Raw genomic sequence first — 21,594 nt, 5'->3', positions numbered from 1 at the left:
AAAAATCGGGCCTACAGTAGCCGAATTGCCGACAGAAAGCCACCAGGCGCGGCAATCCGCCTTCCCATGCCCATCAGGCCAGGCCGTGCAGCGCCGCCGCCACGTCGCGAATGGCCTCCTCCCCTAACGGCAGCAAGGGGCGGGGAAGGCAGTCAGGGTCGCACAGCCCCAGAATGGCCGCCGCGCTGGCGATTACCCGCAGGCTGCCGCCATAGCGGTCGAAGCATCGCCAGAGCGGGGCCAGCTGCGCATTCAGCGCCGCAACCCGTGCCGCGTCGCCAGAACGAATCGCCCTTACCAGCGCCCCTGAAAGCTGGGGAAAGAGCCCGCCGCAAACCGAGTACCAGACTTGGCAACCGGCCTGCAATCCCGCCGTCGCCAGGGCATCGCCGCTGGCGCCAAGCGTAACGCGGGCAGGAAGATGACGGCGTAGCGTTGCCACCCGCTCACTCGCCTGCGGCTCAGGCAAGCCGGGAATTTTAATCGAAGCGATGGCCGGCAAGGCGGCGATGCGCCCCTGCAGCTCATCCGCCAGCGTGACGTGAGTGGTGCGGGGATTGTCATACAGGCAAACCGGAACCGTGACGTGCCGACAGACCTCTTCGTAGAAGGCAAAGATCTCCTCCGCAGAAAGCGGCTGATAGGACATCATCGGCAGTAATAACGCATCCGCCCCGGCCTGCTGGGCATCCTCCACCAGGCGCAGCACCTCGCTGGTAGCGATGGCGCCGACGCCAACCATCATCGGGATCGACCCAACATGCGCTTTCGCCACCTGCACCACCCGCTTGCGCTGCTCACGATTCAGATACGCGTAGCTGCCGGTCGAGCCTAAGATGCCCAGAGAGTCGACTCCGGTATCGGTAAGACGAGAGAGAATACGGATAAACGCCTTTTCATCAAGATGCTGCTGATGCAGCGGCGTCAGCGGAAATGCGCAAAGCCCTGTGAACATGATGCCTCCGGCAGGCTGGGATAAAAGTCCGGTTGATAGTAGCAAGGAGAGATCGTTTTGTCCTGGGACAAATGAACGATCGCCGCTGAGCGTGATGTATTCATTCGCCTGCGTGCGATGCTCTCCTCCGGGATATTTTCCCTGTCAGTTCAGGCATCAGGATCCGTAGATTCTGGCGAGCGTCTTCAATAACCGCTTCCTCTGTAGCCGCCCGTATTTCCTCGATTGCCAATATCCTGTCTATTTGACATAATCCCACACGATTTGTATGCCTACCTGTTTTAGCAGCAATAAAATAAAGAAAGACTACAGCTTCAATTGGATAAAAAATGAGATATGACATTAAAGAAAAATACCTAAAAATACATCTAATAAAAACAACCTATAAAACGCTACTCGGTCGACCGGCAGATAGCGATGGTCTGAAAAACTACCTCAACGCCATTGCTAATAAGTCACTTGCAGAATCAGCAGAACTTCTTAACTCATCGCTGATGCATAGCGACGAGTTTATTGCTTTCACGAAATCCAGAATGTCATCTGATAAATTCAGTTACACACCACAAGCGTTAACAGAGAGTGCTCCTGATGATTCAATGCACGTCAAACATATTGTCTCCCTGGGCAGCCATTGTTTAACTTCATGGACATTGAAAAAATTCAACCTGAAAAAGATATCACTGCCTTTTGACTGGCTATTTTCCTGTCCGGCGATGATTATCGACTGCCTGAGGGATGATTTTACCTCATTTTTAGATAAAAATGAGTACAGCTCATTACGTCGCCAGTCGCGAGAACCCGGAGCACACCACAATAAATACAAAGAAAAATATCGTCTGAATGAAATATTCACGCATCGCGACCCAAATACTCCTGCTGATTATGAGTATTACGTCCGCGCGGTTAAAAGATTCAGAAACATATTAAAAAGCAAAGAAGGGAAGCTTTTTGTGATTTGCTGTAGAGAGGAAATAGATATAGCAAAGCAACTCCCTGAATTAGTCACTGAACTTTCTCACCACACGACTAATTTCTATCTGTTGGCTTTTGCCTTGCAGAAACCCGCCTATCTTCAACTGGAGCGTATATCTTCGGATGAAAATTATTCACTATATAGTTTGACACCTGAGTCTGAAGAAAGATTTACCGGAAAATTCTCCTCGCTTACGGATGAGATGGTAATTATATCGAAAGTCCTTTCGTTCAACCTCGAACTCTAGAGACGGTTTCACCTCCGGCCTCTGGCACGCAGAGTATCGATTTGCCTCCCCCTGCCGGTTTGGGGGAGCGAAATCATCCCAACGACATTATTCCACGAGGCGCGACGGTTTAGCCGGGTGCGGTTATCCTGGGGGAAGAGCAAGGTGGACAAGAAAACTAGTATGAAGTGATATTATGAAATGGGTGGTTTTGAAACAAAAAACCACCCGTAGGTGGTTTCACGACACTGCTTATTGCTTTGATTATTCTGCTTTTATCCCAATGGTACCCGGAGTGGGACTTGAACCCACACAGCGCGAACGCCGAGGGATTTTAAATCCCTTGTGTCTACCGATTCCACCATCCGGGCTCGGGATAGAAAGTGGAGGCGCGTTCCGGAGTCGAACCGGACTAGACGGATTTGCAATCCGCTACATAACCGCTTTGCTAACGCGCCTTTAATACTGAAGCACCCGCTACTGCCGATGCTGTTAATCTGGAGCGGGAAACGAGACTCGAACTCGCGACCCCGACCTTGGCAAGGTCGTGCTCTACCAACTGAGCTATTCCCGCATTATCAAGTTATTTGCTAATCACTTGATTTTGTTATCGTCTGGAAGACTGTGCCGCCGTTCGATGCGTTGCATTCTACTTATCTCTCGCGGTGAGTCAACGGTATTTTTCGCAACTTTGCATCGTTTGCTGAAAATAACGGCGAAACGATCACTGATCAAGCAAATCGCCGCGCGCCGCGTTCAGATACTGCAGCATCGACCACAGCGTCAGCACCGCCGCCACGAGGAAAAGCGCGATCCCGGCCCACTCTACCCATGGATAAGGACGCCACAGCATCCATACCAGGGCGGCCATCTGTGCGGTCGTTTTAACTTTGCCAATCCACGAGACCGCTACGCTGCTGCGTTTCCCGAGCTCAGCCATCCATTCGCGCAGTGCCGAAATAATAATTTCACGCGCGATCATGGTCGCCGCCGGCAGCGTGACCCACCAGGTGTGATAGTGCTCGGCAACCAGCACCATGGCGATAGCCACCATGACTTTATCCGCCACCGGGTCCAGGAAGGCGCCAAACCGGGTGCTCTGATTCCAGCGACGAGCCAGAAAACCATCAAACCAGTCGGTCACGGCGGCGACAAAGAAAATTAACGCGCAGGCAAACGGCGCCCAGCTAAAGGGGAGATAAAACGCCAGCACAAAGAACGGGATGAGGATGACGCGAAACAGAGTAAGCAACGTAGGGATATTAAATTGCATAGTGACGGGTAACTATCTGTTGTAAGTAAAAATTAGCCCTATGTTGCTACAGAGCCCCTAATGTTTCAACGAGTAGAAGATCTTTTCTGCCAGACCGTGAGAGATGCCCGGTACTTTAGCAATTTCCTCGACGCTGGCCTGCTGCAGCCCCTGCAGCCCACCCATATACTTCAGCAGCATCTGGCGACGCTTCGGCCCTACTCCCTCGATAGTCTCAAGCGAGCTGGTGCTCTTCACTTTCGCCCGTTTTTTACGATGTCCGGAAATCGCATGATCGTGCGATTCATCGCGGATGTGCTGGATTACGTGCAGAGCGGGCGAATCCGGCGGCAGGCTAAACCCCTCGCCTTCCGGTTCAAAGAATAACGTTTCCAGGCCGGCTTTACGATCGCTGCCTTTCGCCACGCCCAGCAGCAGCGGATGATGTTTATCCCAGGAAACATCCAGTTCGGCAAACACCGCTTTCGCCTGCGCCAGCTGCCCCTTTCCGCCATCTATCAGGATCACATCCGGAATTTTATTTTCATCAATCGCTTTACCATAGCGACGGCGCAGGACCTGATTCATCGCCGCATAGTCATCGCCAGGGGTGATGCCGGTGATATTATAGCGCCGGTACTCCGCACGCAGCGGACCATTGCTGTCAAACACCACGCAGGACGCCACGGTCTGCTCGCCCATGGTGTGGCTGATGTCAAAGCACTCCATTCGCTTCACGGCCGGCAGTTCCAGCACGGTGGCCAGCGCCTGCAGGCGCTGATGAATGGTCGACTGCTGAGCCAACTTAGTGGTTAACGCCGTCGCGGCGTTGGTGCGCGCCAGCTTAAGGTAACGCGCTCTGTCGCCGCGCGGTTTAGTCTGTACATTGATTCGACGTCCCGCCAGCTCCGACAGCGACTCGGCCAGCAGCGTCTTATCACCAAGGCTGAAGTCGAGCAAAATCTCCCCCGGCAGGGTACGCATCTGGCTACCCTGCAGGTAGAACTGACCGACAAACGTCTCCACGACCTCTCCCAGCTCAGTGCCGCCCGGCACTTTCGGGAAGTAGCTCCGGCTGCCCAGCACTTTGCCCTGGCGGATAAACAGCACATGGACGCAGGCCATTCCGGCCTCAAAGGCGACGCCGATAACGTCAAGATCGTCGCCGGTATTAGAAACAAACTGTTTCTCCGTCACCCGGCGGACCGCCTGAATCTGGTCGCGAATGCGCGCGGCCTCTTCAAACTCCAGACTTTGGCTCGCTTTCTCCATTCTGGCGATGAGCTGGGTCAGGACCTGATCGTCCTTGCCGGCAAGGAACAGCCGTACATACTCAACCTGCTGAGCATACTCTTCTTCGCTGACCAGCCCCGCCACGCACGGCCCCAGACAGCGGCCAATCTGATACTGCAGGCAGGGACGCGAGCGGTTGCGATAGACGCTATTTTCGCACTGGCGAACAGGAAAGATTTTCTGCAGCAGCGCCAGGGTCTCCCGCACGGCATAGCCGTTGGGGAAAGGACCAAAGTACTCGCCTTTCGCATGTTTGGCGCCGCGATGCATCGCCAGACGTGGATGAGTATCACCGCTGAGGAAAATAAAAGGATAAGACTTATCATCGCGCAACAGCACGTTGTAACGCGGCTGGTACAGCTTGATATAGTTGTGCTCCAGCAGCAGCGCTTCCGTCTCGGTGTGAGTGACGGTCACGTCAATCTGCGCAATCAGCGCCACCAGCGCTTCGGTTTTACGCGACGCGAGATTGCTGCTGAAATAGCTGCTGAGCCGCTTTTTCAGATCTTTGGCTTTGCCAACATAGATGACGGTCCCGCCAGCATCATACATCCGATACACACCGGGCTGGCTGGTCACCGTTTTCAGGAAAGCTTTTGCGTCAAAAACATCACTCACTGGCTTGCTAACGACTCCGCATTACACAGGCCATGGCGAATTGCCAGGTGGGTCAGCTCCACATCGCCATGAATGTTTAATTTGCTGAACATTCGGTAGCGATAGCTGTTAACCGTTTTGGGACTCAGATTGAGCTGCTCTGAGATCTCATTCACCTTCTGACCTTTGGTGATCATCAGCATAATCTGCAATTCGCGTTCAGACAAACTGGCAAACGGCGATTCCGTTTTTTCCGGTTCAATCTGACTTAGCGCCATTTGCTGAGCAATATCGGAGGCAATGTAACGTTGTCCGGACGCCACGCAGCGGATCGCATTCACCACTTCCTGCGGTGCAGCACCCTTGCTAAGATAGCCCGCCGCCCCCGCCTGCATGACCTTGGCAGGTAGAGGATTCTCGGTATGCACGGTGAGCATGATCACTTTCGTGCCCGCCACGGAGCGCGCGATTTTGCGCGTGGCTTCAAGACCACCGATCCCGGGCATGTTCATGTCCATCAGGACGACATCTGCGGAATTAGCCCGGCACCACTTCACGGCGTCCTCGCCGCAACAGGCTTCGCCAGCGACTTTAATCCCTTTTATATCTTCCAGAATGCGTCGTATCCCTGCGCGCACCAGTTCGTGGTCATCAACAAGAAGAACGTTGATCAAAGGAATAATCTCCAGAATGAGGGATAACGCTACTGATACTTTATCTCCCACATATTACCGGGTTTTATTGCTAATTTAAAAGGCAAAAAAATGCCCTCACCTCGATTTGCCGCTCATTTATGGCAATGTCTGTGCACACGTAGTGGAAAGTCATTGAGAACAGTCAGTTGCCGTCGTCTTATTTTTTAACAATCCTCATACAGAAAGCACAAAAAACACAACAGATTACGTAGCGCATAAATACGCAGCAAAATATGTAACAAATATTAACGTGCTAAATAGATGGAATAAATTAATGGCGGCCTGGCGGCTATTACGTATTATCCGAAGCACTGAATCATTCACAGCTCAGATGAGAGAACAGAAATTAAGCACTCCTTTTTTTCCCGTCGCTTGTGGTATACTGCGCGGCCTTCACATTGGGTAAGGCGCATTAGCGCAGCGAGTAAACGAGGATATCGATGAGCACACCAGATTTTTCCACTGCAGAAAATAATCAAGAACTGGCGCAGGAAGTCTCCTGCCTGAAAGCGATGATAACGCTGATGCTGCAGGCGATGGGCCAGGCGGATGCGGGTCGCGTGATTATTAAAATGGAAAAGCAGATCGCGCAGATGGAAGATGAGGCTCAGGCTGCCGTATTCTCCAGCACCGTTAAGCAAATTAAACAAGCTTACCGTCAGTAATCCTGTACCGGCTGAAAGTATCCCTGACAGCCGGTGTCACGTCTGGCACGCAGAACGACAGGCGCTCTCAGATTAACCCTGTCGCCACCGCGTAACAGGCTATCTGCGTTTTGTTCGGCGCATTGAATTTCCGTTGCATATTCTTCTGGTGGAAATTCACCGTATTTTCCGAAATAGAAAGAATCATCGCCACCTCCGCCGAGGTCTTCCCTTCCGCGGTCCATTTCAGAATTTCCAGTTCACGGCGGCTGAACTTCATCTCCGGCGGCATGACCATCTCATCTTCCAGACGCAGGAGCGCCAACAAGCTTAGCTCCGTCAGCATGCGCAGGCGCATCTCCAGTTCATCATCAGGATAAGAGCCCGGTAAACGGTTATTCGCGGAGACGGAGAGAAAACCCTGCGCATGGTTGGGCAACGTCAGGCACTGGGTCACCCCTTTTTTCAGTCCATGATCGCGAGCGCCGTCCCATAATGCCGCCGCATCGCGAAACAGCCCATCCTCCCATGGCAGATGGCCACGCATAAAATTCTCCGGGCGTAATACCGGATCTATCGCGAAATAATTCTCGGCCTGGTAGTGCGACATCCATGCGCGGGGATAGGTCGACTGGAAGGTGACGCGGGGGCGAGTGAAAGGCACCGGGTGGCGTACACAAAGCGTGTAGTAATCATATTCCAGCGCTTCGGTTTCTCGTTGCAGGAGATTATAAACCTCCTCACCAGCGGCCACGGACTGAAATTGATGCAGCATATCCCGCCGCCAGCTGAAAAAATCATTGTCCCTCATAGCTGTGCAAATAACTCCTGATTGATAATCATTATTATAAATACAGAAAACTAACACATAAATCTTATTTATATGTATAAAATATTGTCGGTGTCGCATTTATTAGTCTGAAGGCTTGCCTTTTTCCCGTTCTCAGCGCAGAACCTCGTGCTCACTTTCCCGTCATTTTCTACACCCTACAAGGGGGGATGGGAAGCGGTGTATACGGCCACAGGGAGAAATAGCACAAAGAGGTGACGAGGAGCGTGGCGCGCCGCAGGGAAGACAGGCTGTACGCGGCGGCCCTCCCCCGGGAAAGCCGCCACGTCAGCGCATGGTTTACTGCATCAGAAATTTTTCGAGGAACTGGCGAGTACGCGGCTGCTGCGGGGAGGCGAACAATGCTTTCGCTTCTCCCTGCTCGACAATGCGTCCTTGATCCATAAAGATGGCCCGATCGGCAACGTCGCGGGCGAAACTCATTTCATGGGTCACGATAACCATCGTGCGTTTTTCCTGCGCCAGCTGGCGGATGGTGTTGAGCACCTCCCCCACCAGCTCAGGATCGAGGGCCGAGGTTGGCTCATCAAACAGGATCACGTCCGGACGCATGGCCAGCGCGCGAGCAATAGCCACCCGCTGCTGCTGACCGCCGGAGAGGCGACGAGGATAGCTATTCTCTTTACCGCTGAGACCCACTTTCGCCAGCAGATCGCGCGCCCGCACAATCGACTCCTGCTTATCTTCACCTTTTACGATGACCGGCCCCTCAATAATGTTCTCCAGCACCGTACGGTGGGGAAACAGATTAAAGTTCTGGAAGACAAAGCCGACATGCTGGCGCAACTGGCGAATGAGTCCTTTCTGCGGCCCCAGGCTGCGACCGGCGTCGATGGTCACATCGCCAACGCGGATGGTGCCGCTCTCCGGTTGCTCCAGCAAGTTGATGCTGCGCAGCAGAGTGGTTTTACCCGAGCCGCTGGGGCCGATGATCGCCACGACTTCCCCTTTCTGTACCTCCAGGTCGATACCGTGGAGCACCGTCTGGCCATGGAATTTCTTCACCAGGCTTTTCACTTCTATCGCACTCATTTCGGATCACGCTCCTGGCGGTTCAGCTGGTTTTCAAAATAGTTCTGCAGCGAGGAGAGGACGGTCGCCATCACCCAGTAGATCAACGAGGCCGCGAGATACATGGTGAAGACCTCAAGGGTTCGCGAGGTGATAAGCTGCGCCTGACGGAACAGCTCTGGCACCTGGATCGTCGCCGCCAGCGAGGTATCTTTAACCAGGCTGATAAAACTGTTGGACAGCGGCGGCAAAGCGACCCGTGCCGCCTGGGGTAAGATGGCCCGGCGCATCGTCTGCCACGGCGTCATGCCGATACTGGCCGCCGCTTCCCATTGCCCTTTGTCGATCGAGGCGATGGCCGCGCGCAGGGTTTCCGCCGCGTAGGCCGCCGTATTGAGCGACAGGCCGATCATCGCCGCCGGAATCGGGTCAAGCTCGATGCCAAACTGCGGCAAGCCGTAGTAGATCATAAACAGCTGGGCGATAAGCGGCGTGCCGCGAAAAATGGAAATATACATGCGCGCCAGCCATTTTACCGGCCAGAGGGGCGACATGCGCATCAGCGCCAGGATAAAGCCCAGCACCAGGCCGAAAAACATCCCGCCAATGCTCAGCTGCAGCGTAAAGACGGCCCCTTTGAGCAGAAAAGGAGCGGAATCGATGACCAGTTGGATACTTTCTTGCATGCTGTCGTTTCTGTATTAAAGGTGAGGATGATAGGCAAACAGCGCCGGCGCCCCGCCGGTATGGACGAACAAAATCGGTCCTTCATCCTTAAAACGCTTCTGCGTAATGCCGTCGATAAGCCCGGCCATCGCTTTGCCGGTATAGACCGGATCGAGCAAAATACCTTCCAGTTGCGCCAGTAGCTTCACGGCGGCCATGCCTTCCTCGTTCGGCGTACCGTAGCCTGGGGCAAAGTAATCGTCCCACAGCGTGATGTCGGCTTTCGCCTGCAGCTCGAGGCTGTTGGCCACGGCCTGCTGCAGCGCCACCACTTTCGGCAGCTGGTCAGCGACGGAGCGCGATACCGTCACGCCAATCAGTTCCGCCTGCGGCATCAGCTGTTCGAGTCCCACAGCCAGCCCGGCATGCGTACCGGCGCTACCGGAAGCCACCACCACCGATGAGATCTCCACCGCGCCTTCACACTGCTGGGCGATTTCCAGCGCGCTTTCCACATAGCCTAACGCCCCGAGCGCATTGGATCCGCCGACCGGGATGACGTAGGGGCGATAGCCCTGCGCCTCGATGCGGGTCGCCAGCTCGTCGAGCTGTTCGGCAGGATTGGTCAGGGCATCGCACATCTCAACCTGGGTATTAAACAGATCCAGCAGCAGGCGGTTGCCATTGCTCAGATAGTTCTCCGCCCCGGTGCCGATGGGGTTTTCCAGTAGCGCCACGCAGTGCAGCCCCAGCTTCGCGGCAACCGCCGCCGTCTGACGCACATGGTTGGACTGGATCGCGCCGGCGGTGATTAAGGTATCTGCCCCTTCCCGCAGCGCATCGGCGGCGAGAAACTCCAGCTTGCGCAGTTTATTGCCTCCCATCGCCAGCGGCGTTGTATCATCGCGTTTGATAAAAATCTCGCGCCCAAGGTGATCGGACAAACGCGGCAGATACTCCAGCGGCGTCGGCGCGCCAATCAATTCCAGACGCGGAAAGCGGGTTAAATTTTGCAGTGACATGGCCCCTCCTGACTCAGTTATGCTTCATTATGCACACAGTTACGCGCTAAATAAAAAAAGGCGCTTCCAGGAGCGCCTTTTTTCACCACTGACCGTTATTTCGTCACGTCAGCGCCAAACCATTTCTCTGACAGCGCCTTCAGGGTGCCATCTTTCTGCATATCCGCGATCGCGGCGTCAATCGCTTTCAGCAGATCGTCGTTGCCTTTGCGCAGCGCCACGCCGGCCTCCTGACGGGAGAATGCTTCACCGGTTACCGCCAGCGTATTGTTAGTTTTCTTCACCAGATCCAGCGCGGCCAGACGGTCAACCAGAATGGCGTCAATACGGCCTACACGCAGATCCTGGTATTTAGTCGGGTCATCATCATAGGTGCGAACATCAACGCCCTGGACGTTCTGACGCAGCCACTCTTCATAGTTAGTGCCCAGCCCGACGCCGACTTTCTTGCCTTTCAGATCCGCCGCGGTTTTAATCGCGCCTTCGTTACCTTTCTTCACCAGCGCCTGCACACCGGAGATAGTGTACGGGGTTGAGAAATCGTATTTCTTCTTACGCTCATCGGAGATAGTGACCTGGTTAATCACCACGTCAATGCGTTTGGAGTCCAGCGAGGCCAGCATACCGTCCCATTTGGTCGGTTTGAGATCGGCTTTCACGCCAAGATGTTTCGCCAGCTCGTTGGCAAACTCCACTTCAAATCCGGTCAGCTTGCCGTCATCGCCCTGGAAGCTGAAAGGAGGATAGGTGCCTTCGAGGCCCACGCGCAGGGTACCGCGCTCTTTAACCTGATTGAGCAGGTTTTCCGCTGCAAAAGTTTTCACGCTAACGCCAGCCATCAAAACAACGGCCATCGCGCCCATCAGCGCCTGACGACCCAGAAGTGCTAATTTCATAGATACCCCGAAGGTTAGGATTTTCCTGTAGTGTAAGGCGCTTAACGGCCCGGCACCAACATCGTTACGCTACATCTTATGCCAATTTATTATATATGATCCCGATTAGGGTATAGCGAAAATCAGGGCTTTCCTCTCCCGTTTTGCGGGATATCTCCCATACTGCAAAGGTCAGCCTGTTGACGTCTGGAGCATGGAAGATGAAAAACCCCACTTTGTTGCAATGTTTTCACTGGTACTACCCCGCCGGCGGCGAGCTATGGCGTGAAGTCGAAGCGCTGGCCCCCAGCCTGAATGAAATCGGCATCAATATGGTCTGGTTGCCGCCCGCCTATAAAGGCGCCTCGGGCGGTTATTCCGTCGGCTATGACACCTATGATCTCTTCGACCTTGGTGAGTTTGATCAAAAGGGTTCAGTCGCCACCAAATATGGCGATAAAGCGCAGCTGCTGGCGGCGATGAAGGCTCTGAAAGAGCATGATATCGCCGTGCTGCTGGATGTGGTGGTGAACCACAAAATGGGCGCCGATGAAAAAGAAACTCTGCAGGTGCAGCGCGTCGATGAGCACGATCGCACCCAGATTGCCGAGGAGATCATTGAGTGTGAGGCATGGACTCGCTATACCTTTCCGGTGCGGGCCGGGCAGTATTCGCAATTTGTCTGGGACTACAAATGCTTTAGCGGTATCGACCACATTGAGAATCCGACGGAAGACGGTGTGTTTAAAATCGTCAACGATTACACCGGTGAAGGCTGGAACGAGCAGGTCGACGATGAGCTTGGTAACTTCGACTACCTGATGGGCGCCAACATTGATTTTCGTAATCACGCCGTTACCGAGGAGATCAAATACTGGGCGCGCTGGGTCATGGAGCAGACCGGCTGCGATGGTTTTCGTCTTGACGCCGTGAAGCATATCCCCGCCTGGTTTTACAAAGCGTGGATCGAGCACGTCCAGGAGGTGGCACCGCAGCCGCTGTTTATTGTCGCAGAGTATTGGTCCCATGAGGTGGAAAAGCTCCAGCAGTATATCGACCTGGTCGAGGGCAAGACGATGCTGTTCGATGCCCCGCTGCAGATGAAATTTCATGAAGCCTCACGCCAGGGGCGCGATTATGACATGAGCCAGATATTCAGCGGCACGCTGGTGGAAGCAGACCCTTTTCACGCCGTGACGCTGGTGACAAACCACGATACGCAGCCGCTGCAGGCCCTCGAGGCGCCGGTTGAACCCTGGTTCAAGCCGCTGGCCTATGCGCTGATCCTGCTGCGTGAAAATGGTGTGCCGTCGGTCTTTTATGCCGATCTTTTCGGCGCATCCTATGAAGATACCGGCGGCGATGGACAAACCTACGCCATTGAGATGCCCGTTATCGAACAACTGCATGAACTGATCGACGCCCGTCAGCGCTTTGCCCATGGCGTGCAAACGCTGTGGTTCGATCACCCCAACTGTATTGCCTTCAGCCGTAGCGGCACCGACGAGGATCCCGGCTGCGTGGTGGTGATGTCCAATGGCGATGAGGGAGAAAAAACCCTGACGCTGGGCGAGAACTATGGCAATAAACGCTGGCGGGATTTTCTCGGCAACCGGGAAGAGATTGTCGAAACCGACGCTGAGGGTAGCGCGATCTTTACCTGCAACGGGGGTAGCGTGAGCGTGTGGGTGATGGAAGCCGTGCTGTAGTCAGCTGGCGATGTACCTGGCGGGCCGGAACGGGCCCGCCGGAACCTCAGCGCACGGAAGCCGGCGCGCTGACGGCCCCTGTCGTACGCGCTTTGGCCCACGCCTTTTCGCACTCAGGGGTGAGGCGTTCAACGCGAGTCAACGTCATACGATCGTAGGAGAGGGTATTGCCCTCACGCTCGATTGGATAGATATCCAGGGAAGCGGTAACGTTGTAGATCTGGTTATCGCGGTTCATCAGTTTACCCGGCTGCGCGATCACGCGCAGCCACTGGCGGCAGTCGAAGGTATCCCCTTCTTTAGTGACGATCAGGCTGGCGATCGCGTCAGGGCTCATCATTTCACTCTGCGGCCCTTTCGATTGCCAGTAGCCCTCAAGGCCAGCCGGCGCCGGTGCTTTAACGACGTCATCGTAATGATCAACCTGCACACATCCGGCCAGCGCCACCACCATGCCCGCAAAAACTAACTGTTTCATCATTCATCCCACAAGCCGATAAAAAAGTATTGTGGCATTAAAGCGTTAAGCCTTCCACCCCCGCTCCCGGCGGAAAAACCGGGCAAAACAGGAACGGGCAGCACCGCCTTCATTTGAAATAAGGAAATTCCGAAAATAAAATAATGTTTGGGGCGTAACCATAGCATCTATGGGCACTTTTTGTTTTTAATCCGCTCACACTACCGGTTCTCGACTTTACTTTAAGAGTTTTCCTGGCAAATTATATGCATAGATGCGGAATAGTTTAACGGAACTAATAGGTTCTTTCGTAAACCTACTATTACTGCTCGCAAGGACTGCTTCGCACAATGCGTGTGAAGAGAATATCGTTACGTGTTGATTGAGGATGGGTCATGTCAACGATGATTATGGATTTGTGCAGTTATACCCGGTTAGGCTTAACGGGTTATCTGACCAGTCGGGGAATAAAAAAACAGGAAATCGTTGAGGTCCATTGCGCGACAGATTTGCAAAAACATTGCGCGTCGTGTTGTCCGGCAGTGGTGTTTCTTAATGAAGACTGCTTCGTGCATGATGATGAAAGTAATGGCATTATTCGCCAGATCATTACGCAAAACCCGGCGACGCTGTTTGTTATCTTTATGTCGCTGGCAAACATTCATTTTGACCGCTATTTGCGGGTACGGAAAAACCTGCTGATCAGTTCGAAATCGATAACGCCAAAAGACCTTGATGTTATTCTGGTTAATTATCTAAAATACAAAAATAGCAGTCTGGGGCAATTAAATTTACCGACGTTGTCGCTGAGTAAAACAGAATCAAATATGCTGCAAATGTGGATGGCCGGGCACGGCACGTCACAAATTTCAACGCAAATGAACATCAAAGCGAAGACGGTATCATCGCATAAAGGCAATATTAAAAAGAAAATACAAACGCACAATAAGCAGGTGATTTACCATATCGTTCGGCTGACCGAAAACGTAACGTCAGGTATTCAGGTGAATCTGCGTTAAAACAGACTGGCGGTGGTACCGCCAGTCCCGTTTTATGAGGCTTCTTTTTCGACGAAGATCCCATCCGGATGCCCTATTTCGTTGAAAAACCAGATCCCTAAAGGATAGTCTTCCAGCGAAACCAGATACATCGTCCCTTCACTAAACGACTCAATTGCCAGCACTACCCCCGATCGACGTGGGCCACCGTCGGTCTTCACCGTGACACGATCGTTCACCTGCATATTCACTCTCCTCTATTTTTCAGCCAGTGTAGAACAAAACCACGCAACTCGCAGCGTCGCGGCCCATGACTGGTGTTTTTTTAGACCGACTATACTTAAAGAGGCTTGAGCGACGCTCAGCGAGGGGGTAATGATGAAGAATCGATTGACTGGCCAGGCCGGAAATGACGTTGATGTCAACGTGGATGCGCTACTGGCAGCGATTAATGAGATTAGCGAAAGTGAAATCCATCGCACTCTGGACGACCCACAGCGCGCCAGCATTGATGGCCGCGGGTCACATACCTGGCGCGAACTGGCGGAGGCATTTGAGCTCGACATTCACGATTTCAGCGCCAGTGAAGTTAACCGCTAACGGCAGGCGAAAAAAATCCCGACTCGCAGGAGTCGGGATCAAACTTGCTAATGCAAGAAGCACTTGAAAATTCGTTACACCGGGAAATCCGATGCGTTAAAACATTATCCTCAATTATTTTGCATGACAAGCGATATTCATGACGCAAATTATTGAGAATGTTAGCGCTTTGCTTTGAGCAGGGCTGCAGGGCTGATGCGAGAAGGCTTCGCCGCAAACCGGTTTCATTCGATAGCGCGATCCCCGTCGAACACTTTAAGAAAAATCTCATTTTGCCTGATTCGGGCGAAACGTTTTGCTCACGCTTCGCTGCGAAAACAGACCTGATTGCGGCCGTTCTGCTTTGCCAGATAGAGACGACGATCGGCCACCGACTGTAAGGCTTCAAACTGATACTCCCCCTGCTCTTCGCTGGTACTGACCCCCAGTGAGGCACTGACCCGCAGCGTCACATTGTTATGTAAAAAGACCTCCCGGCCCTGAATTCGCAGGCGTAGCCGCTCTGCCACCGCCACCGCGTCCTGTAGTGTGGTATTCGGCAGCACGACACAAAACTCCTCCCCGCCCACGCGGCCCAGCAAGTCACCCTCACGAACGGTGCTGGCAAGGGTACTGGCCACCGTCGACAGCACTCTGTCACCCGCCTGATGGCCATAGCGATCGTTGATGCGCTTGAAGTGATCCAGATCGAGCTGGATCACCGACAGCGGCCGTCCACTGCGCTGGCAGGCGCTGGCTACCGCCATCGCCTGTTCAAACAGCGCCCCGCGATTGAGCAGACGGGTTAAGGCATCATGCCATGCCTGCCATTCAAGGGAGGTTTGCAGGACGCTCATATTGCGGACCATGCGGCGGATCACCAGCCAGGAGAGCAACAGCATCAAGGTGAAGAGGACCCACATCAGGGTCAGGGCGATGGTGATGGTGCCAAAATTGCCCCGCACGCCTTCCCGCAGGGTGTGGATCCGCAGCAACACGCCGTCAAAATTGCGCAGTTTGGCCCAGCTGATATAGCGCGTCAGCAAGCGCAGCCCCCCCTGGTTATCATGGACAAACGCGCGGCTGAGCAGTTCCTGTTCCCTGGGGGACAATAGCGTCAGGACATTCCCCGGCGCGGAAGAGGCCAGCAGGTTCAAATGGCTATCATAAAGCTGGTACTCCCCTTCCTGCCCGCCCTGCATGGCGCTGACCAAAAACGCTTTTATTTCACTGACCGAGAAATCCATCGCCAGCACCCCGCGCCAGTAACCGGCGAAATCCAGCGGTATCGAAGCGGTGACCACCTGCTCTTCCAGCTGCGGGTCATCGTCAGGAAAGGTTTGCCAGATAACGCCCCGCCCCGGATTATTCCGCTGGCTCTGTCGGGTAAACCAGAGGGCGCTGATGGCTTGCGAATAGTGGGTCATCACCTGCGACTCGTCCCGCAGCGGCAGGGTCGAGGTGAAAAAGCCGCTGCGAGAGATATACTGCATCCGCTCGGCGAAATCGCGGTCATGTTGCGTCAGATTCAACAGATACCCCAGCTCCAGCGTCGCCATCAACTCATCAGCCGCGAGCGGATCGTCCTTCAGCAGCATAGGGTTGTTACCGACGACGCTCCCCGAGACGCCAAACACCGGCAGCGTACGACGATTCGGCAGCGCCACTCGCCAGGCCTCCTGGTGACGCTGGCTCAGATAGCGCTGACTGGCACTACGCAATACGTCGATATCGAGCGGCTGCTCAAGGGCAGACTGCATGCCGTGGCGAAAAAACATCATCCGGTCAATATTGAACTGCAGCAACCCATCCATTTCATGGGCGACATTAGCCAGATTATTGCGTTGGTTGGCCACATAGGCCTCTTCCAGAACGTTGATTTCACGCCAGATCAGTAACGTGGAGAAAAAAAGCACCACAATAAAACAAACGTTAACCACATGCGCCGGGCGAGTCAGGTGGCGGAGCTTGTTTATCTTCAACCGAAGTGGCTTATCCATCATTATCTCGCAGTACGTTGCGCAAACCTGACGACATCAGCGCCCCGGCTGGTGTCGACGCCGGGCGCGCTTTTAGCGTAGACGACGCAGCGCCGTCACGCTGCGTGCAGCCACTCTACTTCACCGACCGGCGCAGACTGCTCACCACTTTCACGCCCGCCAGCACCACTGCGCCAATGATAAAACCCAGCACCAGGTTGGCAATGACCGGCAGCAGGGAAGCCAATATCCCGCCCAGCCCCGCGCTCCAGTGCTCAATGGCATGATGCAGTGGCGCAATGCCGTGAACCACAATCCCGCCGCCGACAAGGAACATCGCCAGCGTCCCAACGATGGAGAGCACTTTCATCAGCCAGGGGGCTACCACTAACAATCCTTTGCCCAGCCATTGCGCCAGCGCAGCGCGTTTCTCTGCCAGCCAGTAGCCCATGTCGTCCAGCTTAACGATCACCCCCACCAGGCCATAGACCCCGATGGTGACCAGAATCGCGATCCCCGAGAGGATCAGGATCTGATTGAGCAGCGGCGCTTCCGCCACAATGCCGAGGGTGATGGCGACAATTTCCGCGGACAAAATAAAATCGGTGCGAATCGCCCCTTTCACTTTGTCACGCTCAAAGGCCAGCGGGTCACGTTCCGCCAGCGCCTGAAGACGCTGCTGCCGTTGCGCAGGGTCTTCCTTGTGCTTACGCGCCTCCAGGCTGTGAAGGACCTTCTCCACCCCTTCAAAACAGAGGAATGCGCCTCCCAGCATCAGCAACGGCGTAATCGCCCAGGGGATAAAAGCACTGATCAATAGCGCCAGCGGCACGAGGATCACTTTATTAATGAACGAACCTTTCGCCACGCCCCAGACGACCGGCAGTTCACGATTCGCTCGCACGCCGGTCACCTGCTGAGCATTGAGCGACAGATCGTCGCCCAATACCCCGGCTGTTTTTTTCGCCGCCAGCTTGCCCATCACGGAAATATCGTCCAGCAGCGTGGCGATATCATCGAGTAATGTTAAAAGACTACTTCCTGCCAAAATAATTTCCTTCTCTTTTCATCAATGTCTCCCTCGAGTATGCGTTAAAAAACGGCCGGTGCCCAAGGTACAATTAGTCAATATAAATTTAACAAACTCGGGCAAATTAAGCGCTCGCCAGCGCGATAGTTTTCACGTTTACTATATGTCCCCTTTCTATCTCTGCACCGTCGTGAGGAATTATGTCTACCCGTCAGCTGTTACCGCTTATCGGGGCGCTGTTTGCGCTGTATATCATTTGGGGCTCTACCTATTTTGCCATCGCCGTCGGCGTCGCCAGCTGGCCGCCGCTGATGATGGCCGGTATTCGCTTTCTCTCAGCCGGCGTGCTACTGCTGGGCTGGCTGCTGGCCACCGGCCATAAGCTGCCAGCCCGCCGGCCGCTGCTTAACGCCGCGCTGATTGGGGTCTTGCTGCTTGCCGTCGGCAACGGCTTCGTCACTCTCGCCGAACATCAGCACGTTCCGTCAGGGATCGCGGCGGTGATGGTCGCCACCGTGCCGCTGTTCACGCTATGTTTCAGCCGCTTTTTCGGCATCGCCACCCGTAAACTGGAGTGGCTGGGCATTGCCATTGGCCTGGCAGGTATCGTCATGCTCAACAGCGGTGGCAACCTGAACGGCAACCCCTGGGGCGCGCTGCTGATCCTGATTGGTTCGCTAAGCTGGGCGTTCGGCTCGGTTTACGGGTCGCGGATTGAGCTGCCGACCGGCATGATGGCGGGGGCTATCGAGATGCTCGCCGCCGGGATCGTCCTGCTGGTCTCGTCATGGCTGACCGGTGAGACGTTAACCCATGTCCCCTCGTGGTCCGGGATCGCCGCCCTGGCCTACCTGGCTATCTTTGGCTCGCTAATCGCCATCAACGCCTACATGTTTTTGATCCGCAACGTCACCCCGGCGGTAGCCACCAGCTATGCCTATGTTAACCCGGTGGTGGCCGTCTTGCTCGGCACCGGGTTTGGCGGTGAAAGCCTGTCGCTCATTGAATGGCTGGCGCTGGCAGTGATTATTTTCGCCGTAGTGCTGGTGACGCTGGGAAAATATCTCTTCCCCGCCCGCAGCGAGGCTACTCCTTGTAAGGCGGCGAAGTAAACGCCAGCTCGCGGATCCCCTGCGTATCGATCTGCGCGTCGTGCCCGGCGCCGCAGATCCACTCTTCCAGACGCTCGGTGAGCGCCTCATCATTTAGTTTCAACCGGCCGCGCAGGGCGCATTCCCAGATGATAAGCACCCGCCAGCCCTGCTCAGCCAGCTGTTGCCGGTCGCGGGCGTCACGCGCCACGTTGCCGGCGATTTTATCCAGCCAGAAAGCCGTCCGGGTGGCCGGCACCTTAAACAGATAACAGTCATGGTGATGCCAGAAACAGCCGTGAGTAAAGATAACGCAGCGGTAGTCGGGTAAGGCGAAATCGGGGCGTCCCGGCAGCGCGCGATCCTGGGCGACAAAGGTGAATCCCGCCCCGGTCAGCAGCGCCGCTATCCGCTTTTCAATCGCCGTATCGCGCGTGGCGATAGCCCGCATATTTTTACTGCGCGTGGCTTTATCGTGAACATCCGCCATCGTTATCATCCGCTTCGCGACGCGCCACCGCCTGGGCGATACGCGGCGCCAGGAGCTTCGCCACCGCGGCGAAGACCGGAACCACCACCGAGTTGCCGAACTGACGATAGGCCTGGGTATCCGACACTGGAATGCGGAACCGTGAACCCTGGGGCGATTCAAAGCCCATCAGCCGGGCGCATTCGCGCGGCGTCAACCGGCGAGGCCGCCGCTGTTGGTTCTGTGGATCGTCAAAATGCTGCTCGCCCAACGGCCGGTCCCAGCCGCGGTCGACGAGAATTTCGGCACCGTCTTTATAGTAGCGGGCAGAGAGTGTTCGAGCCACGCTGTGGGGATTACCGGGGTCTACCAGACCATAACCAAAGCCATTACCCCGCGCCTGATGCTTGCGGGCATAACGATAGAGATATTTCCACAACACCGGCGTAAGGATAAATTTGGCATCCACCGTCGGCTCCAGCAGCTCGCCAAACGTCGGCCGCACCGCCGGATAGAGCGCAGCGATATCGCGCAGCGTAAATCCTTCATGCAGCTGCAGGTCGCGGCGGAAACCCACCAGCACGATGCGCTCCCGGTGCTGTGGTAAGAAATGGCGCCCGTCGATGACCTTAGGGTCATCCGGCCCGGTATGCCCGGCATCGGCCACCTCATACCCCAGCTCATCCAGCGTCTGCATGATGATGCGGAAGGTGCGCCCCTGATCGTGGCTTTTGAGGTTTTTGACATTCTCCAGCACAAAAATCGCCGGCTGACGCGCGGCGATAATTCTCACGACATCAAAAAATAGCGTCCCCTGGGTTTCGCAGGCAAAGCCGTGCGCGCGCCCCATGGCATTTTTTTTGGAGACGCCAGCGAGTGAGAAAGGCTGGCAGGGAAAGCCGGCCAGTAAGACATCATGCTGAGGAATCGTCTCGCGGATATGCTGCGCCGCTTCTTCATCGCTGACATCGGGGCGGTGGCTGAGCGTGACATCGCGGATATCTTCATTAAAACGATGCTGTTGCGGATCACAGTACCAGTTGGCCTTGTAGGTACGCACCGCGTGCTTGTTCCACTCGCTGGTAAAGACGCACTGCCCGCCGATGGCTTCAAAGCCGTTGCGGATCCCGCCGATACCGGCAAACAAATCGACAAAGCGGAACGCATAATGCGGGTGATGAGCTGGCGGCGCCGGCAGCAGCGTCGCCAGATGGGCGATCTCCTGCGGACGCAAACGCCCCGCCGCGCGGGAGAGCGCCGCCACGCGCTTGAGGATCGCCGCGCTCCAGTGCTGTTCGCCGACGCTTACCAGTTCGGCGACCAGCGTTTTCACATCATAGATCGTCATCAGCTGACGCAGCAGCGCCTGAGCCTCTTCCCCGGCCTGCTCAGCCAGCGGCAACGACCTGTTTTCCTTAATTAACTTTTGCGGCATATCCTCAACCAGCGCGGACGATTTTTGCAGAGAGTACCATAAATCACCGGTCGGTTGACGCCTGCGGTGCAAAGCGGCGTAAAACCGCTTCATCCAGCGCCAGCGGCTCCCCCTGCAGCTCCGCGCTAAGCTTGGCCATAAATTCGACGAGGAAGCGGGCATTGTGCTGCGCCATCTCTTTTCCTCTGGTCGTCTGCATGGTCTCCGGCAGGCGCAGGAGTTTGCACTGGAAATGGTCAAGGGCATATCTGCGGTCATCCAGCGCCCGCCGGTCAGCAAATGGATCTTCAGCATCAAACAAGATGGTATTCAGGGCGCCGGCGACGGCGAAGACGCGCGCCAGACCAATCGCCCCCAGCGACTCAAGACGGTCGGCATCCTGGACGATTTTCGCCTCCAGCGTGCGTGGCGGGATCGCCGCGCTGAAGCTGTGCGCCTCGATGGCATGGCTGACCGCCGCGTAACGCTCCACGGGAAAATCGGCAAAAGAGGACTGTAGGATCGCGAGGGTTTTCTCGGCGGCCATCATCGAGGAACGGCTTCGCTCCGGATGATTCTTCGGCAAGCTGACGATGTCATGAAAATAGCAGGCCGTGAGGAGTACCAGTCGGTCGACCTCCTCCCCGGCGGCCAGCTGGGTAGCCGTGGCCCAGACGCGACGAAAATGGGACAGATCGTGTGCGGCATCATCCTGCGCGTGGTGCGTCAGTATCCAGTGCTCATATCGTTGCTGCCAGTCAACCAGGTTCATAGGCTTTCCTTTATGTGAAGGTCAGCCTCGAGCATAG

Annotated in this window: 22 protein-coding genes and 3 tRNA genes; 6 read left to right on the top strand and 19 right to left on the bottom strand. The window is 55.2% G+C overall.

Annotated features, from left to right (window positions below; all coding sequences use genetic code 11):
* Positions 1-73: 73 nt before the first annotated feature.
* Positions 74-955 (bottom strand): dihydrodipicolinate synthase family protein, encoded by an 882-nt coding sequence (locus HMPREF3096_RS18310; protein WP_070544540.1) that lies wholly within the window; start codon positions 953-955, stop codon positions 74-76.
* A 329-nt stretch (positions 956-1,284) separates the two neighbouring features.
* Between HMPREF3096_RS18310 and HMPREF3096_RS18305 the strand changes: the two genes are divergently transcribed.
* The gene (locus tag HMPREF3096_RS18305) at positions 1,285-2,175 is read left to right on the top strand and encodes a DUF1796 family putative cysteine peptidase (RefSeq protein ID WP_023322903.1); all 891 of its coding nucleotides are present in this window, start codon (positions 1,285-1,287) and stop codon (positions 2,173-2,175) included.
* 263 nt (positions 2,176-2,438) lie between these two features.
* Here the strand turns inward: HMPREF3096_RS18305 and HMPREF3096_RS18300 are convergent.
* The 6 genes from HMPREF3096_RS18300 to uvrY form a co-directional block, all read right to left on the bottom strand.
* Positions 2,439-2,525 (bottom strand) — tRNA-Leu (locus tag HMPREF3096_RS18300).
* A 13-nt stretch (positions 2,526-2,538) separates the two neighbouring features.
* Positions 2,539-2,612 (bottom strand) — tRNA-Cys (locus HMPREF3096_RS18295).
* A gap of 40 nt (positions 2,613-2,652) precedes the next feature.
* Positions 2,653-2,728 (bottom strand) — tRNA-Gly (locus HMPREF3096_RS18290).
* Positions 2,729-2,878: 150 nt separating this feature from the next.
* Positions 2,879-3,427 carry a CDP-diacylglycerol--glycerol-3-phosphate 3-phosphatidyltransferase gene (pgsA, locus tag HMPREF3096_RS18285; RefSeq protein WP_008804219.1) on the bottom strand — a complete coding sequence of 183 codons (549 nt, stop codon included), beginning with the start codon at positions 3,425-3,427 and terminating at the stop codon, positions 2,879-2,881.
* Positions 3,428-3,484: 57 nt separating this feature from the next.
* Positions 3,485-5,317, bottom strand: coding sequence for an excinuclease ABC subunit UvrC (uvrC, locus tag HMPREF3096_RS18280; RefSeq protein ID WP_064144074.1), 1,833 nt, complete (start codon positions 5,315-5,317; stop codon positions 3,485-3,487).
* A complete protein-coding gene (gene uvrY / locus HMPREF3096_RS18275; RefSeq protein WP_002911539.1) occupies positions 5,314-5,970 on the bottom strand; it encodes a UvrY/SirA/GacA family response regulator transcription factor in 657 nt (218 codons plus the stop codon). Before uvrY ends, uvrC begins: the two co-directional genes overlap by 4 nt.
* Before the next feature lie 461 nt (positions 5,971-6,431).
* On the opposite strand from uvrY, the gene HMPREF3096_RS18270 reads away from it, so the two are divergent.
* On the top strand, positions 6,432-6,656 hold the full coding sequence (locus HMPREF3096_RS18270; protein ID WP_004122104.1) for a DUF2594 family protein: 225 nt from the start codon (positions 6,432-6,434) through the stop codon (positions 6,654-6,656).
* Between the two features lie 67 nt (positions 6,657-6,723).
* On the opposite strand, the gene sdiA is transcribed toward HMPREF3096_RS18270, so the two are convergent.
* The 5 genes from sdiA to tcyJ all read right to left on the bottom strand — a co-directional run bounded on the left by sdiA (position 6,724) and on the right by tcyJ (position 11,080).
* Complete coding sequence (gene sdiA / locus HMPREF3096_RS18265; RefSeq protein WP_008804217.1) at positions 6,724-7,446, bottom strand: transcriptional regulator SdiA; 723 nt, start codon at positions 7,444-7,446, stop codon at positions 6,724-6,726.
* Positions 7,447-7,764: 318 nt separating this feature from the next.
* Positions 7,765-8,517: an L-cystine ABC transporter ATP-binding protein TcyN gene (gene tcyN / locus HMPREF3096_RS18260; RefSeq protein WP_008804216.1), complete on the bottom strand. Its 753-nt coding sequence runs from the start codon at positions 8,515-8,517 to the stop codon at positions 7,765-7,767.
* Positions 8,514-9,182: a cystine ABC transporter permease gene (gene tcyL / locus HMPREF3096_RS18255; RefSeq protein WP_008804215.1), complete on the bottom strand. Its 669-nt coding sequence runs from the start codon at positions 9,180-9,182 to the stop codon at positions 8,514-8,516. Before tcyL ends, tcyN begins: the two co-directional genes overlap by 4 nt.
* Before the next feature lie 15 nt (positions 9,183-9,197).
* Positions 9,198-10,184 carry a D-cysteine desulfhydrase gene (dcyD, locus tag HMPREF3096_RS18250; RefSeq protein ID WP_012541230.1) on the bottom strand — a complete coding sequence of 329 codons (987 nt, stop codon included), beginning with the start codon at positions 10,182-10,184 and terminating at the stop codon, positions 9,198-9,200.
* 95 nt (positions 10,185-10,279) lie between these two features.
* Positions 10,280-11,080 (bottom strand): cystine ABC transporter substrate-binding protein, encoded by an 801-nt coding sequence (tcyJ, locus tag HMPREF3096_RS18245; protein WP_008804213.1) that lies wholly within the window; start codon positions 11,078-11,080, stop codon positions 10,280-10,282.
* A 200-nt stretch (positions 11,081-11,280) separates the two neighbouring features.
* On the opposite strand from tcyJ, the gene amyA reads away from it, so the two are divergent.
* A complete protein-coding gene (gene amyA, locus HMPREF3096_RS18240; protein ID WP_008804212.1) occupies positions 11,281-12,768 on the top strand; it encodes an alpha-amylase in 1,488 nt (495 codons plus the stop codon).
* A gap of 46 nt (positions 12,769-12,814) precedes the next feature.
* Here amyA and yedD read toward each other — a convergent pair whose 3' ends face one another.
* Positions 12,815-13,249 carry a lipoprotein YedD gene (yedD, locus tag HMPREF3096_RS18235; protein WP_162823124.1) on the bottom strand — a complete coding sequence of 145 codons (435 nt, stop codon included), beginning with the start codon at positions 13,247-13,249 and terminating at the stop codon, positions 12,815-12,817.
* A gap of 371 nt (positions 13,250-13,620) precedes the next feature.
* Here yedD and rcsA point away from each other — a divergent pair, with 371 nt between their 5' ends.
* The gene (rcsA, locus tag HMPREF3096_RS18230; protein ID WP_008804210.1) at positions 13,621-14,244 is read left to right on the top strand and encodes a transcriptional regulator RcsA; all 624 of its coding nucleotides are present in this window, start codon (positions 13,621-13,623) and stop codon (positions 14,242-14,244) included.
* A 32-nt stretch (positions 14,245-14,276) separates the two neighbouring features.
* Here rcsA and dsrB read toward each other — a convergent pair whose 3' ends face one another.
* Complete coding sequence (gene dsrB / locus HMPREF3096_RS18225) at positions 14,277-14,468, bottom strand: protein DsrB (RefSeq protein WP_012541227.1); 192 nt, start codon at positions 14,466-14,468, stop codon at positions 14,277-14,279.
* Positions 14,469-14,601: 133 nt separating this feature from the next.
* Here dsrB and HMPREF3096_RS18220 point away from each other — a divergent pair, with 133 nt between their 5' ends.
* A complete protein-coding gene (locus HMPREF3096_RS18220; protein WP_032691215.1) occupies positions 14,602-14,823 on the top strand; it encodes a YodD family protein in 222 nt (73 codons plus the stop codon).
* A gap of 299 nt (positions 14,824-15,122) precedes the next feature.
* On the opposite strand, the gene dgcQ is transcribed toward HMPREF3096_RS18220, so the two are convergent.
* Together dgcQ and HMPREF3096_RS18210 are read right to left on the bottom strand one after the other, a co-directional pair.
* Positions 15,123-16,802 carry a cellulose biosynthesis regulator diguanylate cyclase DgcQ gene (gene dgcQ / locus HMPREF3096_RS18215; RefSeq protein ID WP_040975950.1) on the bottom strand — a complete coding sequence of 560 codons (1,680 nt, stop codon included), beginning with the start codon at positions 16,800-16,802 and terminating at the stop codon, positions 15,123-15,125.
* A gap of 115 nt (positions 16,803-16,917) precedes the next feature.
* Positions 16,918-17,829 (bottom strand): DUF808 domain-containing protein, encoded by a 912-nt coding sequence (locus HMPREF3096_RS18210; protein ID WP_008804206.1) that lies wholly within the window; start codon positions 17,827-17,829, stop codon positions 16,918-16,920.
* 182 nt (positions 17,830-18,011) lie between these two features.
* Between HMPREF3096_RS18210 and yedA the strand changes: the two genes are divergently transcribed.
* Positions 18,012-18,923 (top strand): drug/metabolite exporter YedA, encoded by a 912-nt coding sequence (gene yedA, locus HMPREF3096_RS18205; protein ID WP_008804205.1) that lies wholly within the window; start codon positions 18,012-18,014, stop codon positions 18,921-18,923.
* Here yedA and HMPREF3096_RS18200 read toward each other — a convergent pair.
* The 3 genes from HMPREF3096_RS18200 to HMPREF3096_RS18190 form a co-directional block, all read right to left on the bottom strand.
* Positions 18,898-19,392, bottom strand: coding sequence for a very short patch repair endonuclease (locus HMPREF3096_RS18200; RefSeq protein WP_023340419.1), 495 nt, complete (start codon positions 19,390-19,392; stop codon positions 18,898-18,900). The two genes, yedA and HMPREF3096_RS18200, sit on opposite strands and share 26 nt — an antisense overlap.
* Positions 19,373-20,773, bottom strand: a complete 1,401-nt coding sequence (locus HMPREF3096_RS18195) for a DNA cytosine methyltransferase (protein WP_012967658.1) — start codon at positions 20,771-20,773, stop codon at positions 19,373-19,375. Before HMPREF3096_RS18195 ends, HMPREF3096_RS18200 begins: the two co-directional genes overlap by 20 nt.
* Before the next feature lie 76 nt (positions 20,774-20,849).
* Positions 20,850-21,557: a phosphohydrolase gene (locus HMPREF3096_RS18190; protein WP_008804202.1), complete on the bottom strand. Its 708-nt coding sequence runs from the start codon at positions 21,555-21,557 to the stop codon at positions 20,850-20,852.
* Between the last annotated feature and the right edge of the window lie 37 nt (positions 21,558-21,594).

The organism is Klebsiella sp. HMSC25G12 (assembly GCF_001807705.1).
GTDB classification, from domain to species: domain Bacteria; phylum Pseudomonadota; class Gammaproteobacteria; order Enterobacterales; family Enterobacteriaceae; genus Klebsiella; species Klebsiella variicola.
Note: the sequence above shows the minus strand (reverse complement) of the source record. Positions and strands in the feature narration are given on the sequence as shown.

What these genes read in the sequence shown, in the direction of transcription:
- HMPREF3096_RS18310 (WP_070544540.1), bottom strand. Translation starts at nt 955, where the DNA reads ATGTTCACAGGGCTTTGCGCATTTCCGCTGACGCCGCTGCATCAGCAG.
- HMPREF3096_RS18305 (WP_023322903.1), top strand. Translation starts at nt 1,285, where the DNA reads ATGAGATATGACATTAAAGAAAAATACCTAAAAATACATCTAATAAAA.
- pgsA (WP_008804219.1), bottom strand. Translation starts at nt 3,427, where the DNA reads ATGCAATTTAATATCCCTACGTTGCTTACTCTGTTTCGCGTCATCCTC.
- HMPREF3096_RS18270 (WP_004122104.1), top strand. Translation starts at nt 6,432, where the DNA reads ATGAGCACACCAGATTTTTCCACTGCAGAAAATAATCAAGAACTGGCG.
- sdiA (WP_008804217.1), bottom strand. Translation starts at nt 7,446, where the DNA reads ATGAGGGACAATGATTTTTTCAGCTGGCGGCGGGATATGCTGCATCAA.
- tcyN (WP_008804216.1), bottom strand. Translation starts at nt 8,517, where the DNA reads ATGAGTGCGATAGAAGTGAAAAGCCTGGTGAAGAAATTCCATGGCCAG.
- tcyL (WP_008804215.1), bottom strand. Translation starts at nt 9,182, where the DNA reads ATGCAAGAAAGTATCCAACTGGTCATCGATTCCGCTCCTTTTCTGCTC.
- dcyD (WP_012541230.1), bottom strand. Translation starts at nt 10,184, where the DNA reads ATGTCACTGCAAAATTTAACCCGCTTTCCGCGTCTGGAATTGATTGGC.
- tcyJ (WP_008804213.1), bottom strand. Translation starts at nt 11,080, where the DNA reads ATGAAATTAGCACTTCTGGGTCGTCAGGCGCTGATGGGCGCGATGGCC.
- amyA (WP_008804212.1), top strand. Translation starts at nt 11,281, where the DNA reads ATGAAAAACCCCACTTTGTTGCAATGTTTTCACTGGTACTACCCCGCC.
- yedD (WP_162823124.1), bottom strand. Translation starts at nt 13,249, where the DNA reads ATGATGAAACAGTTAGTTTTTGCGGGCATGGTGGTGGCGCTGGCCGGA.
- rcsA (WP_008804210.1), top strand. Translation starts at nt 13,621, where the DNA reads ATGTCAACGATGATTATGGATTTGTGCAGTTATACCCGGTTAGGCTTA.
- dsrB (WP_012541227.1), bottom strand. Translation starts at nt 14,468, where the DNA reads ATGCAGGTGAACGATCGTGTCACGGTGAAGACCGACGGTGGCCCACGT.
- HMPREF3096_RS18220 (WP_032691215.1), top strand. Translation starts at nt 14,602, where the DNA reads ATGAAGAATCGATTGACTGGCCAGGCCGGAAATGACGTTGATGTCAAC.
- dgcQ (WP_040975950.1), bottom strand. Translation starts at nt 16,802, where the DNA reads ATGGATAAGCCACTTCGGTTGAAGATAAACAAGCTCCGCCACCTGACT.
- yedA (WP_008804205.1), top strand. Translation starts at nt 18,012, where the DNA reads ATGTCTACCCGTCAGCTGTTACCGCTTATCGGGGCGCTGTTTGCGCTG.
- HMPREF3096_RS18200 (WP_023340419.1), bottom strand. Translation starts at nt 19,392, where the DNA reads ATGGCGGATGTTCACGATAAAGCCACGCGCAGTAAAAATATGCGGGCT.
- HMPREF3096_RS18190 (WP_008804202.1), bottom strand. Translation starts at nt 21,557, where the DNA reads ATGAACCTGGTTGACTGGCAGCAACGATATGAGCACTGGATACTGACG.